Annotated in this window: 15 protein-coding genes; 1 reads left to right on the top strand and 14 read right to left on the bottom strand. The window is 66.5% G+C overall.

The window, feature by feature from the left end:
* Position 1: 1 nt before the first annotated feature.
* Positions 2-238, bottom strand: a complete 237-nt coding sequence (locus AC1DW9_RS10330) for a DUF1127 domain-containing protein (protein WP_441488386.1) — start codon at positions 236-238, stop codon at positions 2-4.
* Positions 239-365: 127 nt separating this feature from the next.
* Between AC1DW9_RS10330 and AC1DW9_RS10325 the strand changes: the two genes are divergently transcribed.
* Positions 366-1,880 carry a winged helix-turn-helix domain-containing tetratricopeptide repeat protein gene (locus AC1DW9_RS10325; protein ID WP_476776663.1) on the top strand — a complete coding sequence of 505 codons (1,515 nt, stop codon included), beginning with the start codon at positions 366-368 and terminating at the stop codon, positions 1,878-1,880.
* 28 nt (positions 1,881-1,908) lie between these two features.
* On the opposite strand, the gene AC1DW9_RS10320 is transcribed toward AC1DW9_RS10325, so the two are convergent.
* The 13 genes from AC1DW9_RS10320 to AC1DW9_RS10260 all read right to left on the bottom strand — a co-directional run bounded on the left by AC1DW9_RS10320 (position 1,909) and on the right by AC1DW9_RS10260 (position 15,634).
* Entirely contained in the window at positions 1,909-2,298 is a 390-nt protein-coding gene (locus tag AC1DW9_RS10320) for a GFA family protein (protein WP_476776664.1), read from the bottom strand.
* A 73-nt stretch (positions 2,299-2,371) separates the two neighbouring features.
* Positions 2,372-3,163, bottom strand: a complete 792-nt coding sequence (locus AC1DW9_RS10315; protein WP_476776665.1) for an inositol monophosphatase family protein — start codon at positions 3,161-3,163, stop codon at positions 2,372-2,374.
* Positions 3,156-4,001 carry a phosphodiesterase gene (locus AC1DW9_RS10310; RefSeq protein WP_441488390.1) on the bottom strand — a complete coding sequence of 282 codons (846 nt, stop codon included), beginning with the start codon at positions 3,999-4,001 and terminating at the stop codon, positions 3,156-3,158. The genes AC1DW9_RS10315 and AC1DW9_RS10310 overlap by 8 nt, the downstream gene beginning before the upstream one ends.
* A gap of 85 nt (positions 4,002-4,086) precedes the next feature.
* Positions 4,087-5,358: an extracellular solute-binding protein gene (locus tag AC1DW9_RS10305; protein WP_476776666.1), complete on the bottom strand. Its 1,272-nt coding sequence runs from the start codon at positions 5,356-5,358 to the stop codon at positions 4,087-4,089.
* Positions 5,359-5,466: 108 nt separating this feature from the next.
* A complete protein-coding gene (locus AC1DW9_RS10300; RefSeq protein ID WP_441488829.1) occupies positions 5,467-6,231 on the bottom strand; it encodes a carbohydrate ABC transporter permease in 765 nt (254 codons plus the stop codon).
* A 110-nt stretch (positions 6,232-6,341) separates the two neighbouring features.
* Positions 6,342-7,277, bottom strand: a complete 936-nt coding sequence (locus AC1DW9_RS10295) for a carbohydrate ABC transporter permease (RefSeq protein WP_476776667.1) — start codon at positions 7,275-7,277, stop codon at positions 6,342-6,344.
* A gap of 2 nt (positions 7,278-7,279) precedes the next feature.
* Entirely contained in the window at positions 7,280-8,467 is a 1,188-nt protein-coding gene (locus AC1DW9_RS10290) for an ABC transporter ATP-binding protein (protein WP_476776668.1), read from the bottom strand.
* 75 nt (positions 8,468-8,542) lie between these two features.
* A complete protein-coding gene (locus tag AC1DW9_RS10285; protein ID WP_476776669.1) occupies positions 8,543-9,364 on the bottom strand; it encodes a metallophosphoesterase family protein in 822 nt (273 codons plus the stop codon).
* Positions 9,365-9,871: 507 nt separating this feature from the next.
* Positions 9,872-11,008 carry a M24 family metallopeptidase gene (locus AC1DW9_RS10280; protein ID WP_476776670.1) on the bottom strand — a complete coding sequence of 379 codons (1,137 nt, stop codon included), beginning with the start codon at positions 11,006-11,008 and terminating at the stop codon, positions 9,872-9,874.
* Entirely contained in the window at positions 11,005-12,225 is a 1,221-nt protein-coding gene (locus AC1DW9_RS10275) for a M20 family metallopeptidase (protein WP_476776671.1), read from the bottom strand. Before AC1DW9_RS10275 ends, AC1DW9_RS10280 begins: the two co-directional genes overlap by 4 nt.
* Positions 12,226-12,242: 17 nt before the next feature.
* Positions 12,243-13,865 carry a dipeptide ABC transporter ATP-binding protein gene (locus AC1DW9_RS10270; RefSeq protein WP_476776672.1) on the bottom strand — a complete coding sequence of 541 codons (1,623 nt, stop codon included), beginning with the start codon at positions 13,863-13,865 and terminating at the stop codon, positions 12,243-12,245.
* A gap of 4 nt (positions 13,866-13,869) precedes the next feature.
* Positions 13,870-14,694: an ABC transporter permease gene (locus AC1DW9_RS10265; RefSeq protein WP_441488398.1), complete on the bottom strand. Its 825-nt coding sequence runs from the start codon at positions 14,692-14,694 to the stop codon at positions 13,870-13,872.
* A complete protein-coding gene (locus tag AC1DW9_RS10260; RefSeq protein ID WP_441488399.1) occupies positions 14,687-15,634 on the bottom strand; it encodes an ABC transporter permease in 948 nt (315 codons plus the stop codon). The genes AC1DW9_RS10265 and AC1DW9_RS10260 overlap by 8 nt, the downstream gene beginning before the upstream one ends.
* Positions 15,635-15,705: the final 71 nt, after the last annotated feature.

Below are 15,705 nucleotides of genomic sequence, written 5' to 3'. Positions count from 1 at the left end.
CTCATCGCCGCCAGAAGGGCTTGGCGATCTCGGCCTCGACCTGCCATGTCGTCAGGCCGATATCCCTGATCAGACGCGGATTCTCCTGCAGGTTCCGCGCGAGCTGCCAGCGGAAGCGCAGCCGCCAGCGCCAGGTCGTGAGAATGCTGCGCAGGCTCGCCAGACTGGACTGCAAACGCGACATGCCCGGCGGCGCGGCCCGGTGCGGGACTGAGGCAAGGGTACAAGATCCGTCCATGACAACCTCCATCCGGTTTGAGGGGTCGGGAGCCCTCGGCCTGAATGAGGTTGAAGACTGCGGGAGACGAGCAGCGTCGTACTTAAGCCAGCCCAAATAGTTCCAAAAACTTCCAAACGGGCTATAAATGCGCCGCATGCAGGGATCGCGCTTTGCCTTTGGTCCGTTCGTGCTTGATTCAGGTGCGGGAACGCTGCTTCGCAACGATGTCCCCGTTGCCCTTGGCCAGCGCGGGCTGAAACTGCTTGCGGCGCTCGTCGAGCGGCCCGGCGAAATCCTGGAGAAGGCCGCGCTGATGGATGCGGCCTGGCCGGGTACGGCCGTCGAGGAAGGCAATCTCACCGTCCAGATCGCGCAGTTGCGGAAGCTGCTGGGCCCTGCCGCCGGCAGCGGCGAATGGATCGCGACCGTTCCGCGCGTCGGTTACCGCTTCACGGGGGCGATCGAACAGCTTGACGGCGCGAGGCGCGCCCCTTTGGCGCTGCCCGGGAAACCCTCGATCGCCGTGCTGCCCTTCGTCAATCTCAGCACCGATCCCGAGCAGGAATCCTTCGCCGATGGCTTGACCGAAGACCTGATCACCGACCTGTCCCGCAATGCCGGCCTGTTCGTCATCGCGCGCAATTCGGCCTTTGCCTATAAGGGCAAGGCGATGGATGTGCGCGCGATCGCAAGCGATCTTGGCGTGCGCTACCTGCTGGAGGGCAGTGCCAGACGCGCCGCGGGGCGCGTGCGCATCAACGCACAGCTGGTCGATGCGGTGAGCAGCGAACATCTCTGGGCGGAGCGCTTCGACCGCAGCCTGGAGGATATCTTTGCCGTCCAGGACGAGGTCACCGGCAAGATCGTCGAGGCGCTGCTCGGCCGGCTCAGCGCCCCGCCGCCGCGCAACCGGCCCAAGAACCTCGAGGCCTATGATCTCTGCGTGCGAGCGCGCAAGCTGATCGATGAATCCCCGCAGACGGCGCGGGAAGCGCATCTGATGCTGACGCGCGCGGTTTCGCTCGATCCGGACTACGCCGAGGCCTATCGCTGGCTGGCCATGAACCACTGGATGGGCTGGGTGCATTGGGGCGAGCCCATGGAACCCGCCCGCAGCACTGGGCTGGCCCTGGCGCGCGAGGCGGTGGCGATCGACCCCAACGATGCCGGCTGCCGTTGGGTCCTGGCCTATCTGCTGGCCTATGACCGCAGCTTCGCCGAGGCGGATGCGGAATTTGCCCGGGCGATCGAACTCGACCCGAACGAGGCCGATATCTTTGCGACATTATCGGACATCGCGGTCCTGGCCGGGCGGATCGAGGACGGCCTTGCGCTTATCGGCAAGGCGTTCCGGCTGAACCCGTTTCCGGCGGGTTGGTACTATCTGACGCTCGGCCAGGCGCAATATGCAGCGGGCGACTACGAAGCCGCCGTCGAGACGCTGCGCAAGGACGAGACCTATCGCACGAGCTCACGCCGCTTCCTGGCGGCAAGCCTGGCCCAGCTCGGCCGGCTCGACGAGGCCGGCTCCGAGGCCGCGCTGTTCCTCGTCGGCAATCCGCATTTCACGACCAGCCACTGGGCCGCGACGGAGCCCTTCCGCGACGCCCGGACGCTCGCGCATTTCGTTGATGGCTTCCGCGAGGCCGGTCTTCCCTGACGTCGCCGGCGTGCGCCGTTCCTGCGCCCTATCCCTCACGCCCCGGAGCGTCACGATCGCGCTCGTAGCGTTTCGCGAGGGGAAAGGGCGGCAACCAGGACTCGCGCCGGATGATCCAGCTTTCATAGGTCGGCATCAGCTGGTCAGGGGCATCGAGCGAGCCCAGATTGACTTCGATCTCGTCGCCACTGCGCCCGAACAGGGGCGAGCCACAACGGGGACAGAAGAAGCGCCCGCGATAGTCGCGCGTTTCGCCCTCGACCGTCACCGCATCCCTGGGGAAGACCGCCGACGCATGGAACAGGGCGCCATGATATTTGCGACAGTCGAGACAGTGACAGAGTCCGACGCGGTAGGGGCGGCCCGAGGCCACGATGCGGACATTGCCGCAGCGGCAGCCGCCCGTGAAACGGTCCATGCTGCGTCTCCTCGCAGGTCAAGCGGCCGGAATGGTTACAGCGAACCCTGGGAAGCGTCCATGCGAGCGGAGTTCAAGCGCCCCGGATCGCCTCCAGCAACTCCTCATGGATCAACCCGTTCGAGACGACCTTCTCCAGATCCTCGTCGCGTGAATCCAGGCCCGCAACCGTCGTGACCTTGCCACCGGCAGCGCGCACCAGCGGCATGGCGGCGGCATGCGAGACGATATCGGCTTTCAGCCCGATGAAGGCATCGAGCCGGCCTGCCGCCACCAGCGACATTTCAAGCCCGCCGGAGACGATGACGCGCACGCCGCGGCAGAGGCCCGACAGCCGCCGGATGACGGCGCAGGTCCGCTCCGTATCCTCAATCGAATAATGCGAGGTCAGGCAGATCGAGACGACCGCGTCGGCAAGGCTCTTGGTCCGGGAGACGGCGGCAGGCTCTCCATTGATGCTCGCGACGGAACCTTCGGCATAGCGCGCGACCAGCCCGGCGAGCGGGGCATGGGTCAGGCCGAGCACGGTGCGGCCCTCTTCCTGATAGGCGAGCGTCACCGAGAACCAGGGCAGGCCGCCGGCATAGTTCACCGTGCCGTCGAGCGGGTCGATGATCCAGCAGGGCGCGTCGGACGCGCCGGAGAAGCCGGCCTCCTCGGAGAGGATCGCCGCCTCCGGCGTCAACCGGCGCAGGCCCGCGATGACGAGACGCTCCGAGGCGAGATCGGCGGCGGTGACGACATCGCGCAATTCCTTGCGCGTCACGGAAAGCTGCTCGCCCTGCATCGCGACCAAGAGATCGGCGGCCTCGCGCGCCAGCGCGCCGGCCTGTTCGAGAAGGGAAATCAGGCGCTGGTCAGACATGGGCTGCCACCGCCTGCTGCTTGCCGGGATAGGCGGGGTCGAGCACGAAGGGCCGGCGCGGGCCGAAATCGCCGATCGGCTGGAGATGGCTGACCAGGCCGGTCTCCGGTTTCCAGACATGGATCGCGAGCGCGGGCGGCTCCATGACGAACCAGTTCTCCGTGCCCGGGCACAGGTCGAGCGCGACCTGATGGGCGGTGCCCGGCGCGACAAAGCCGATCGTGCCGGCGAAACGAAGCTGGATCGGGCGATGGTAATGGCCGCAAAGCACCCGCTCGATCTCGGGATGACGGGCGATCAGCGCGACAAAACCCGGCGAGACCCGGCAGGGCATGATGTCCATGCCGTCGACGCCGACCGCGAAGGGCGGGTGATGCATGAAGATCAGCGTCGGGCGGCCGCGCCCCTCGGCAAGGCGCTCAGCGAGCCAGGCCTCGCGCTCGGCACAGATCTCGCCGCCATCCTCGCCGGGAATGACCGTATCGAGCCCGATCAGCCGGACCGGGAAGTCCTCGATTACGTAGTGCAGGAAGCCGCTCTTCGGCAGGTAAGAACCGCCCTCCCCGAGCACGGAAGCGAAGACCTCGCGCCGGTCATGGTTGCCGGGCACGGCATAGACCGGCATCGGCAGCCGCGCGAGCTCGGCGCGGACGATCTCGTATTCCTCCGGCAGCCCGCAATCGCAGAGATCGCCGGTGACGAGCACGCAATCCGGCCGGGGCTCCAGCGCCAGCACCGCGTCGATCGCCCGTCGCGTCGCAGCATTGGTGTCGACGATGCCATAGGCCGGCTGGCCATGCGGGCGCACATGGAAGTCGCTGAGCTGGGCGATGATCATGAGGGCTCCGTAGGGCCAGGCAAGGATGATCGAAAGGATTTGCCGCCCGGCTGGCGCCGGGCGGCGTGGAGCGAGGCGCGCCTGTTCACTTCATCAGCGCTTCGGTCTCGGAGACGATGCGCTCGATGCCGGCCTTGGGCTGGATGTCGCCGCGCATCACGCCGGAGATCACCTCGCGCTGCTGGCGCCAGATGCGGACCGAGTTGCCGCCGGGATAGCCTTCCCAGGGAGCAGCGCGCTGGACCTGGCCGTTGATCGTCCGGAAATTGGCGTTGTCCTTGTAGAACGGACCGAGATACGCGTCCCCGCCGGCGCGCAGGTTGGTCGGCATGTAGCCGGCGGTCTCGACGACGATCTTCTGGGCCTCGGGGCCGGTTACGAACTTGATGAATTCCCAGGCCGCCTTCTGCTTGGCGGCGTCCTTGGCCGTGATCAGCGCGGCATTGCCGCCGGTCGGCAGCTTGCCCTGGGCCTTGTCATCGACCGGGAAGAGCGCGGTCTTCAGGGTGAAGCGGTCGCCGATCAGGTCGGTGACCTGGCGCAGCCGTGCCGGCGTGTCGAAGAAGATGCCGATCTTGCCGGCGATGAACTGCTGGCGCGACTGGTCCCAGTCGATCACCGGCATGCCGCCTTCCGTGACCAGGCTGCGCAGCAGGCCAAGCGTCTTCTCGCCCACCTCGCCGCCGAAGGCGACCTTCTTGCGGTCGGCCGAGAGCATGGAATGGCCGCCCTGCAGGATCACGCCGCGCCAGAGCCAGTCGTCGGGCCAGTCATGGATGTTGTAGGCGAGACCGGCGGTGTCGCCGCTGCGGATCTTTTTGGCGAGCGCGACGGCGTCGGCCCAGGTGTCGGGCAGCTTGTCGGGGTCGCCGCCGGCCTTCTTCACCAGCTCGGCATTGACATACATCAGCGGTGTCGAGGCGTTGAAAGCAAGGCCAGCCTGCTTGCCGCCGACCTGGCCGAGCGCGAGCAGCGCGTCGGAGTAATTCGCCTTGCGCCAGTCGTCCGGCTCCCCCTTCAGCAGCGGGCCGAGATCGACGATCTGCTTGCGCTTGTCGAGCGTCTCGACCAGTTCGCTCAAGAGATGGAAGCCGGAATAATAGACATCCGGCAGCTGGTTGGTGACGGACTGACGCAGCATCGCCTGATGCCCCTCGTCATAGCTCGCCGCCGGTGCGCGGAAATTGATCTTGATAGTCGGGTGCGTCTTCATGAATTCCGCGGCGATCGGCTCGTGGAACTTGGCGAAGGCCGGGAAGGCGTAGAGCACATCGAGCGTGACATCCTGGGCGCGGACGGCCGTGGATGCGACGAGGGCGAGCGCTGCCGCAGCAAGCGCCTTGCCAAAGGGTTTCATGTTTGATCTCCGTGACATGGACAGCGAAGCTGCCGGGTTGAATCGATGCGTCAGGCCTGAGCGTCTTGCGGTTGGAGCTTGGCAGTGCCGGTCCTTGTCGGAGCCTGCCTACTTCACCCCGGTCATCGTGATGCCGTCGATGAACCTCCGTCTGGCGATGAGGAAAGCGAGGACGAGCGGCGCGGTCAGGATCGTCGCCGCGGCAGTGAGCGCGCCGTAATTCGAGCCGGTCTCGGCATCGGCGAAGAACATCATCCCGAGCGGCGGCGGGGCGAGCTTGGCATCGGAAATGACGATCAGCGGCCAGTACAGGTCGTTCCAGTGCGCCACCGCCGAGAAGACCGAGAAGGCGGCGATGGCCGGCCAGGCGCTTGGCGTCACGATGCGCCAGACGATCTCGAACTCGCTCATGCCGTCGAGCCTTGCCGCGTTGATGATGTCGTCCGGGAAGCTGCGGAAGAACTGGCGGAACAGAAAGATGGCGAAGACCGAGAGGAAGAACGGCACCATCATCGAGAAATAGGTGTTGAGCAGGCCGAGCTGGGCGAGCGCGATATAGAGCGGCATGGCCGGCACCTGCACCGGGATGCAGAGCCCGAGCAGCACCAGGACGAAGAGCGCATTGCGGCCGGGAAAGTTCAGCTTCGCCAGCGCATAGGCGCAGGGAATGGCAACCAGCAGCTGCACGACGAGGATGCCGGCGCAGAGGATGACGCCGTTCAGCGCGAAGCGCAGCAGCGGCGCCTTCTCCATCGCGAAACCGTAATTCTGCAGGCCGTAGAACTGCTTTGGCCAGAGCGAGATCTCGGCGCTGAAGATCTCGGCCGGCGGCTTGATCGAGGTCACCAGCATCCAGATGAAGGGCGCCAGCATGAAGATCGCGCCCGCGATCAGCACGCCATGGACCAGGGCGAGCGAGAGGAAGCGGCGCAGCACCGAATGCACGGGCGTGACGGCGGCGGGGGCAAACGCGGGAGCGGCCATCAGTAATGCACCTTCTTGTCGAGGCCGAAGGTCTGCATGGCCGAGAAGACGAGGATGAAGGCGAGGAAGATGAAGGTCAGCGCCGCGGCATAGCCGGTGTGGAAATACTGAAAGCCTTCGAGATAGATGTTGTAGAGCAGCACCTCGGTGGAGCCGACCGGGCCACCGCGCGTCATCACCGCCACCGTGTCAAAAATCTTGAAGGCGGTGATCATCGTGGTGACGAGCACGAACATCGTCGTCGGCCCGAGCAGCGGCCAGGTGATGGTGAGGAAGCGGTCGATGCCGCTGGAACAGCCATCGATATCGGCCGCCTCGTAGAGATCGCGCGGGATCGCGGTCAGTCCGGCGAGGAACAGGATCATGTTGAAACCGAGCAGCTGCCAGATGCCGATTACGGCCAGCGTCGCCAGCGCCGTCGAAGGCTCGCTCAGGAAGGCGACCGGCGCAAAGCCCAGCCATTTCAGCAGGCCATTGACCGGGCCGAGCGAGGGGTGGAGCAGAAACTGCCAGACCGTCGCCATCGCGATCAGCGTCGAAGTCACCGGCAGGAAATAGATCACCTCGTAGAAGGAGCGACTGCGGCGGCGCCGATGCACCATGACTGCGATCAGCAGCGCGCCGAAGACGCCGCCCGGCACGACGATCGCGACATAGAGCAAGGTGTTGACGACGGAGCGCCGGATGATCGGATCGGCCAGCGCCTTCTGGAAATTGGCGAGGCCGACCCAGTCCATGTCGACGCCGCCGAACTCGTAATTCGTCAGGCTGAGCAGCATCAGCACCGCAAGCGGCAGCAGGATCGTCAGCAGCAGCAGGATGAAGGCCGGGAGCGCGAAACCGAGCCCGGTCAACCGCTCGATCAGCGCCCGGCGGCGGGCGACGGGCGCGAAAGCGGCAGGGGAAGCGGCGACTGTTGCAAGGGCAAGCGTCATGCTCAGGCCCTCAGCGGCACGACGGAGGCGCTGAGACTGCCCTGCCCGCGCGGCTCGAGCCTGTCGCCCTGCGCATCGAAGATATGGCTCGCCGCTTCGTCGAAGCCGAGCGTGACCTCGGCCGCCTCGTTGACGCCGGCGGCGACCGCGGGGCTCGCGCGCATGGTCACGCCCGGCGCATCGCGTCCGGCGAGATCGAAATGCAGGATATATTCGGAGCCGAGATTCTCCTTGCGCCTGAGGCGCGCGGAGAACCAGGCGCGGCCTGCGCCAGCCGGCTCGCCGTGAACGAGCGTCAGCGCCTCCGCGCGGATGCCGAGGGTGACCGCCTGCCCCGGCGCCAGCGCCACCGCAAGCGCCATCGGCCGGCCAAACAATTCGAGGCGGCCGGCGGTGCCGACCGTCGCGGGCAGGAGATTGATCGCCGGGCTGCCGATAAACTGCGCGACCTTGAGCGAAGCCGGCTTCTCATAGAGCTGCGAGGGCGTGCCGAGCTGCAGAATCTCGCCTGAATCCATCATCGCGACGCGGTCCGACATCGTCATCGCCTCGACCTGGTCATGCGTGACATAGATGAAGGTCGCGCCCAGGCGCTTGTGCAGCTCCGCCAGCTCGGTGCGCATATGGACGCGCAGCTTGGCGTCGAGATTGGAGAGCGGCTCGTCCATCAGGAAGACATCGGGGCTGCGCACCATGGCGCGCCCGAGCGCGACGCGCTGGCGCTGGCCGCCCGAGAGCTGCGCCGGCTTGCGATCGAGCAGATGGCCGAGCTGGAGCTGGGCTGCGACCGCGTCGACATCCGTGATGATGCCGGCCATCGCCTTGCGCCGCTGGCCCGAGAGCAGGCGGAGCAGCGGCAGGCGCTGCCAGAGTTTCAGCCGCGCCATCATCAGCGGCAGCGCGATATTCGCCCGCACGCTCATATGCGGGTAGAGCGCATAGGACTGGAACACCATGGCGACGCGCCGCTCATGCGGGCGCAGATGGTCGACGCCGGCCCCGCCAATGGCGACGCTGCCGGAATCCTGCTGTTCCAACCCGGCGATGATCCGGATCAGGGTCGATTTTCCGCAGCCGGAGGGGCCGACCAGCGTCAGGAATTCGCCATCGGCAATGTCGAGTTCGACCCCGCCGAGCACCTGTGTCGGCCCGAACGCCTTGGCGATGGAAGACAGCGCGACTGTGGCCATGTCGTTCGCCTCTTGAATTGTGAGGGATGGCGGGGCGGTGTCGAAGGCGGCCGCGAGGCGCGGCCGACGGCAGCGTCAGGCGGCGCGCGGCGGGTAGACCTCGTGGATCACATCGTCGATCCAGAGCGTCGTCAGCGCGGGAATCTCATGGATCGCGGCCGAAAAATCCTGGCCGTCAAAACTGTAGGCGACAGCGCCGAGGGTGCTTGAGCCGGCCATGCCGGGCTGCAGTTCGGGGCCGACGACGAAGCCCGAGGACGGGCCCCAGATATAGCGCGTGCCGTCGACCATGAAATCATGGGCCCGGTGCAGATGGCCGCTGGCAACGAAGGCGACGTCATGGCGGCGCACGAGATCGAGCAGATGGGCCCGGGGTCGCGGCGGCACGCTCCAATAGCCCTTGTCGCCCTCGTCCGGCGTCTCGACGAAGAGCGGCCGGTGCAGGAACCAGCCGAGACGGCGCCCATCAGCCCCCGCGATCTCGCGCTCGAGCCAGGCGAGCTGGCGCTCCTCATCCGCCTCGTCGTTGCCGAACAGCATGGAATTCAGGCCGATCAGCCTGAAGCCCTCGATATCGCGGCTCCAGAAATCCGCGCCGAGATGGCTGCGCCAGCGCGCGATACGCTCTGCATTGACCGGCTGATGCGGGTGCCAGGCCTCGCCGACATCATGATTGCCGGGAATGCTCAGCACCGGCAGGCCGAGCCCGTCCAGCAATTCGCGGCAATGGCGCATGTCGTCCTCGACATCGGCGCCATCGACCGTGACATCCCCGGTATGAATGACGAGGTCCGGCCCCTGCCCCGCCAGCCAGGCTCTCAGCGGCTCCCAGTTGCAGGCAAAATGCGGCTTGCCCGGGCTGAGATGGGTGTCAGAAATCTGCACGACCCGTTGCATTGTCCCCTCCCAAAGGGCGCTCTCCCGGAGGAAGCGGCCTGCCGCCGCCAGATGCGGGGCAGTGCTTTTGCAGTGGATCATACAAATGAATGTTTTATGACACAAATGTATTTTGCGAGATGACGTGGCTTGCCGCGCGGGCGTTGTGCACCGGGCTGGTGGCGCTCGGTCACCGCAGGTTCGGCCGGCTGAGGGGGGATCAGAGGGCGGCGCCGACCACGCGCCCCTCAGCGGCGCCTGCGCCGGACCGAACGCCCGGCCTTGATCTCTAGCCTACGGAACCGCACGCCTCGCCCACGCCAGAGATCGCCCACGCGGCGCGGGGACGAGCCGCCTTGCCCTCTCCGTTCGCAGGCGTTCGACTTTGCAGCCACACCCGTCCGTATTGCGTCAAGTTCCAACATTCGGCGCCTGTTGCTGAGCGGACATTCGCCGCAACATTGGAGCCAAGGGCGCCTTACCAAATCGCAATCCGGATCCAGACCGAAACCGGTGAAGGACGAAGCTTCAATGCACGGTGCTTGAGAGCAGCTTGCGGGGCAGCGAGCTCATTCTCCTGCAGCCATCGGTTTCGACTACGATGGTTTCGCTGAATCCCAGGCCGCCGGCCGTCACATACATGTGAAAGACCATGCCCTCTTGGAGTCTCCAGCGCGCGTTCGGCAGGAACACGCGAGAGAAGTCGCTGGGCCGCGGGGTGCGGGCGTAGAGGCCGAGCGTGTAGCCGGTGACGTTATCGTAGGCAGGACGCAAACCCTCACGAAGCACGGCTTCACGCAGCACGGCATCGATCTCGCAGGCCAGGACGCCCGGACGCATGGCTGCGAACTGCTCGTCCTGGAGCGCGACCAGACGCTCGGCGAGCAGTGAAAGTCCACGCTCGTCCCCGCCGATAAGCACCGGACGCATCAGTCGGGCGCCGTAATTGCGCAGTTTCGGGATCAGTTCGACATGGAGGATGTCGCTCTCGCCGAGCGGCTGCGCCGTCATCACGCCGTGCAGGAATTCGTGGTCGCCAATGCCGGGCAGGATCGGGCCGGTTTCGCCTGTATCGGCGCCGTTCTCGAGAAAGCAGGCAGCGGCGACGGCTGAGGCTGCCCTTGGCGAAAGCCCGGGCTGCGCCCTTTCCGCGATTGACCTCATCGCCTTGTCGGCGATGCTGGCGGCCTGGCCGATCTGGTTGATCTCGGCCGGCGACTTCACGGCCCGGAGCAGGTCGCTCGCCTGCGGCAGGTCGACAAAGCGAGCCTGCGGCAGAAGCGCCGCGAACCGGTCGCGCGTCGCGGCCGTAAAGCCATAGGAGAGATGATCGGCGCCGATCCGCGCGTTGCCGAGGCCCCGTCGACGGATTTCATCGGCCATCACGGCGTGGGGCTCAGCCGTATCGGGAAACCCGACGATATCGGCAAACCAACAGGCGGCGCGGCAGGGCTCGGCGTCGAGCTCCCGCAGGACGAACCACGGCTCGCCCTCGAGCGGCAGGAAAGCCGCGCGATACATTGTCTCCGAGACCGTGAAGCCTGTCAGCCATGCCAGGCATTCGGCATGGTCGACCAGCAGAAGCTCCGCGCCGACTTCCGCCATCGCGGCGCGGGCACGCGCCACCCGCCCCGCAAATTCCTCGCGCGAGAAGAGCGGGCTCACGCCACCTCGCAGATATCCAGGATGGTCAGCATGTAGATGCGGACCATGTCGAGGAAGTCGCGGATCTCGACGCGCTCGTCGGGCATGGTGTTGTAGCGACCGCCGGGCCCGCAGACGATGCCTTCCATATCGGCTTCGGCATAGAGATGGCCGGCATCGGTGCCGAAGAAGCCCGGCGGCTTGATCGCGCCGGTCGGCTGCTTTTCGCCGCGCACCGCCTCATAGGCCGCATTGACCGTCTTGACGATGCGCGCGTCCCTGGCGACCTCGAAGGCCGGCATCGACTGGTGGCCTTCCTTCTTCTCGATGCGGATCGTGGTCTTCAGGCCGGGGAAGCGGGCCTCCAGCGCGGCGAGTTCGCGCTGCATGTCGGCGAGCGCGCCTTCTTGCGTCTGGCCGGGCGCATAGCGGCCGGAACCCTTGAGCTTGCAATAGTCGGCGACCTGCGGCGCGCGCCACTCGTGCAGTTCCTTGCCGAGCGCGCCATGGACGACGCCGACATGGACGCGGTTGATCGATTCATGCTCGGCGGTCAGAGCGCCGGAGAAGGTCATGCCGTTCAGCCGCGGGATCAAGTCGCAGGCCGCCATGATCGCGTCGACCGCCTGCTCGCGCTTCGAGAGATGGCGCGTGTTGCCGACGAGTTCGATGACGAAGGAGAAGGCGCAGGCGTGCATGGTCACGGCCTGCACGTCGGTCGGCTCGCTGTTGACGAAATAGTCGGCGCGGATGCCGCTGCGGATCGCAGCGACGGTGCCGACCCCGCCCTGAAGCTCGCCGACGACATAAGTCAGGACGACGTCGCCCTTCAGCTTCACGCCCGCATCGAGCAGCGTCTTCACCGCGCAATAGGAGGCCGCGTCGCCCGCCTTCATGTTGGATACGCCGATGCCGTAGATGAACTCGTCGTCGACGAGCCCGCCCCAGGGATCGACCGTCCAGCCCTCGGTTGCCGGGTTGGTGTCGAGATGGCCGTTGAACATCAGGCTCTTGCCGCCGCCTGTCCCCTTCCAGCGCCCGATGGCATTGGCGCGGCGGCCCTCATCGAAGGCCTGCGCCTCCGCCTCGATGCCCATCGCCTTCATCTGGTCGACGACATGATGGACGAGCGCCCGCTCGCCGTCGGTCTCGGAATAGCTCTTGTGCCTCGCCCAGTCTGAGAGGAGCGCGAGGCAGGCCTTCTCATCGAGGGAATGGATCAGGTCGCGGGGATTCATCGTCAGGGCCTCGAATGTCAGGCTGCCGCCGCGGCCGGAGCCGGCACGGCGTCGAGCAGGGAGCGGGTATAGGGGTGGAGGGTTCCGTCGGTCAGCGCGGTGACATCGACGAGGTCGACGAGGTCGCCGCGATACATCACCGCGACCCGGTGAGCGATCTGCCGCACCAGGTTGAGATCGTGGGTGATGAAGAGATAGGCCGTGCCGAAGCGCTTCTGCAGGTCGACCAGGAGCTCGACCACCGAGGCCTGCACGGAGACATCGAGCGCCGAGGTGATCTCGTCGCAGATCACGAGTTTTGGCTTCGAGGCGAAGGCGCGCGCGATCGCGACGCGCTGCTTCTCGCCGCCGGAAAGCTGATGCGGATAACGGTCCGCGAAAGCGGCCGGCAGCCTGACCTGCTCCAGCAGTTCGCCGATAGCAGCCGCATCCTTGCGCGCGCCCGGCTCGCCATAGAGTTCGAGCGGCCGCGACAGGATCTCGCGAATGCGCTGGCGCGGATTGAGCGAGGAATCCGGATGCTGGAAGATGATCTGGACGTCGCGGCGATAGGCGCGGTCCATGTCGTGGAGCCCCGCGATCCGGCGCCCGGCGAAGCGGATCTCGCCCTCGAAGCGGTTGAGGCCGGTCATCGCCCTGGCGAGCGTCGACTTGCCCGAACCGGACTCGCCGACGATGCCGAGGATCTCGCCCGGCATCACCGAGAGGCTGACCTCGCGATTGCCGGTGAACTGAGTGTTGGCGCGCCCGAGCAGCCGGCCGAGAAAGGGTTTGCGGCCGTAATGGACGCTGACCTTCTCGACCTCGACCAGCGGCGTGCCGGCGGCAAGCTTCGCCGTCTCGACGAGGCGGTGGTCGGGCCGGGGCACGGCGGCGAGCAGCTTTTGCGTATAGGCGTCGCGCGGGCGGGCGAAGACTTCGCCGACCGCGCCCTGCTCGACGATCTTGCCGCGATGGATCACCGCGACCTTGGTCGCGATCTGCGAGACGAGCGCGAGATCATGCGAGATATAGAGCGAGGCGACGCCGGTCTCAGCCTGCAGTTCCTTGAACAGGTCGAGGATCTGGCGGGCCGTGATCACGTCGAGCGCCGTCGTCGGTTCGTCGAAGATGATGCATTCCGGCTGGCAGGCGAAGGCGGTCGCGATGACGACGCGCTGCTTCTCGCCACCCGAGGCCTCGTGCGGATAGCGTCGCATCATCTGGCCGGGCACCTTCAGGCCGACATGGGCGAGACGCTCCTCGCCCTCGGCCCAGGCCTGCCTGGGCGTCAGGCCGCGATGGCGCACCAGCACCTCGGCCAGTTGCGTACCAAGCGAGAGCGTCGGGTTAAGCGAGGTGCTCGGATCCTGGAAGACCATGCCGATGCGCTTGCCGCGGATCGCCTCGATCTCGTCTTCCGAGACCTTCAGCAGATCCTGCCCGGTCAGCCGGATGGCACCGGCCTCGCGCGCGCTCTTCGGCAGGTGGCGCATGATCGCCCAGGCGAGCGAGGTCTTGCCCGAACCGGATTCGCCGACGAGGCCGAGCACCTCGCCCCGGGCGATGGAGAGCGTCACGTCGTCGAGCGCGCGGGTAAAGCCCGCAGGCGTCGCGTAGTCGAGGCCGTAGCCGGCAATGTCGAGGATCGGGGTCGCCATCACCTCAGCTCCTCGGGTTCAGCGCGTCGCGCAAGCCATCGCCGAGCAGGTTGAAACCGATCGCGACCAGCGCGACGGCAAGGCTCGGCCACAGGATCATCCAGGGGCTCAGATGCATAAAGCGGCGGGCCTCCGCGACCATCAGCCCCCATTCCGAGGCCGGTGGCTGGGCGCCGAGCCCAAGGAAGGAGAGCGTCGCAAACAGCATCACCGCGAAGGCGACGCGGATCGTCATCTCGACGACGATCGGGGCGACCACATTCGGCAGCATCTCGCGCCCGACGATATAGGCGGCGCTCTCGCCGCGCGCGATGGCGGCGTTGACATAGTCCTGCTTGCGCACGGCGAGCGCGACCGAGCGTGTCACCCGCGCCATGCCGGGCGCGAAGGCGAGCGCGATGGCGAGAAGTGCGTTCATGCTGCTCTTGCCGAGCAGGTTGACGATCAGCAGCGCCAGCAACAGGCTCGGGATCGACATGATGGCATCGACAGTGCGCATGATCGCCTCGTCGCTGCGCCCGCCGAGAAAGGCCGAGACCGTGCCGACCACGGCGCCGACCAGCGTGCCGAGCGCAGTTGCGATCACCGCCATGACGACCGTGGCGCGTGCCCCATGCAGCAGGCGGCTCAGGATATCGCGGCCATACTGGTCGGTTCCGAGCCAGAACTGCGCGCTCGGCGGCTTGTAGCGCATCAGCGGCGCCATCTTCTCGGGGTCGTAGGGCGCAAACCACGGCCCGACGATGACGGCGAGCAGGATCAGGCCGACGATGATCAGGCCGAGCGCACCTTGCGGCGAACGCAGCATCCGCTTGAGGATCTCAATCATACTGGATCCTCCGGTCGAGCCAGGCATAGGCGATGTCGGCGAGGAAATTGGCGACGGCGTAGGTCGTCGCCAGGATCAGCGCGCCGGCCTGGATGGACGGCAGGTCGCGCGCCTGGATCGCGACGATGAGCTGGCGCCCGATGCCCGGCAGCGCAAAAATCTCCTCGACGACGATGACGCCGCCGAGCAGATAGCCGACATCGAGCGCGACGATGGTGATGGTCGGCAGCAGCGCATTGCGCAGCGCGTGCTTGAACAGCACTTGCCGCTTCGACAGGCCCTTGAGGCGCGCTGCGCGGATATAGTCGGAATGCAGCACATCGACCAGTTCGGAGCGCACCATGCGCGAGACATGGGCGATCAGGATCAGCGAGACGGTCAGCACCGGCAGGACGAGATGCCTGAGGCCGCGCAGCGGATCCTCGGTCAGCGGCACATAGCCCGTCGCCGGCAGCCATTGCAGCCAATCCGCCAGCACCAGCACGACGAGCGTGGCGGTGACGAATTCCGGAAGCGAAACACCGACATAGGAGAGAAAGCTCACCCCCAGATCGGCGGCCCGGCCGCGTCGCACCGCCGCGATAATGCCGAGCGGGATCGCCAGCACCAGCATCAGCACGATCGAGAACAGCGCCAGCAGCAGCGAGCGGCCGAGCGCCTCGAGCATTGCGGGCGCAACCGGCTGGCCGGTGCGCATCGAGAGGCCGAAATCGCCGTGCAGGACGCCTGCGAGCCAGTGCAGGTACTGCAGCCAGATCGGGTCGTTCAGCCCCATCTTGACGCGCAGCGCCGCCAGCGCATCCGGCGTCGCGTTCTCACCCAGCATCATGACCGCAGCATCCGCCGGCAGGATCTGGGTGATCGCGAAGACGATCAGCGACACGACCAGCAGCGTGTAGCCGATCAGCAGGATCCGTTTGAGGATATAGGCGGGCGACACGCGCTTATGCCTCGCTTTTCGCTTGGAGCCGGATCCGATCAGATTGAATCAATCTGATCGGTGAAGCCGTC

The organism is Allobosea sp. P4_E12, assembly GCF_056401655.1.
Note: the sequence above shows the minus strand (reverse complement) of the source record. Positions and strands in the feature narration are given on the sequence as shown.

Coding starts and splice junctions, on each gene's coding strand:
- AC1DW9_RS10325 (WP_476776663.1), top strand. CDS start 366: ATGCGCCGCATGCAGGGATCGCGCTTTGCCTTTGGTCCGTTCGTGCTT.
- AC1DW9_RS10295 (WP_476776667.1), bottom strand. CDS start 7,277: ATGACGCTTGCCCTTGCAACAGTCGCCGCTTCCCCTGCCGCTTTCGCG.
- AC1DW9_RS10290 (WP_476776668.1), bottom strand. CDS start 8,467: ATGGCCACAGTCGCGCTGTCTTCCATCGCCAAGGCGTTCGGGCCGACA.
- AC1DW9_RS10305 (WP_476776666.1), bottom strand. CDS start 5,358: ATGAAACCCTTTGGCAAGGCGCTTGCTGCGGCAGCGCTCGCCCTCGTC.
- AC1DW9_RS10285 (WP_476776669.1), bottom strand. CDS start 9,364: ATGCAACGGGTCGTGCAGATTTCTGACACCCATCTCAGCCCGGGCAAG.
- AC1DW9_RS10300 (WP_441488829.1), bottom strand. CDS start 6,231: ATGCTGGCGCCCTTCATCTGGATGCTGGTGACCTCGATCAAGCCGCCG.
- AC1DW9_RS10275 (WP_476776671.1), bottom strand. CDS start 12,225: ATGAATCCCCGCGACCTGATCCATTCCCTCGATGAGAAGGCCTGCCTC.
- AC1DW9_RS10330 (WP_441488386.1), bottom strand. CDS start 238: ATGGACGGATCTTGTACCCTTGCCTCAGTCCCGCACCGGGCCGCGCCG.
- AC1DW9_RS10265 (WP_441488398.1), bottom strand. CDS start 14,694: ATGATTGAGATCCTCAAGCGGATGCTGCGTTCGCCGCAAGGTGCGCTC.
- AC1DW9_RS10315 (WP_476776665.1), bottom strand. CDS start 3,163: ATGTCTGACCAGCGCCTGATTTCCCTTCTCGAACAGGCCGGCGCGCTG.
- AC1DW9_RS10320 (WP_476776664.1), bottom strand. CDS start 2,298: ATGGACCGTTTCACGGGCGGCTGCCGCTGCGGCAATGTCCGCATCGTG.
- AC1DW9_RS10270 (WP_476776672.1), bottom strand. CDS start 13,865: ATGGCGACCCCGATCCTCGACATTGCCGGCTACGGCCTCGACTACGCG.
- AC1DW9_RS10310 (WP_441488390.1), bottom strand. CDS start 4,001: ATGATCATCGCCCAGCTCAGCGACTTCCATGTGCGCCCGCATGGCCAG.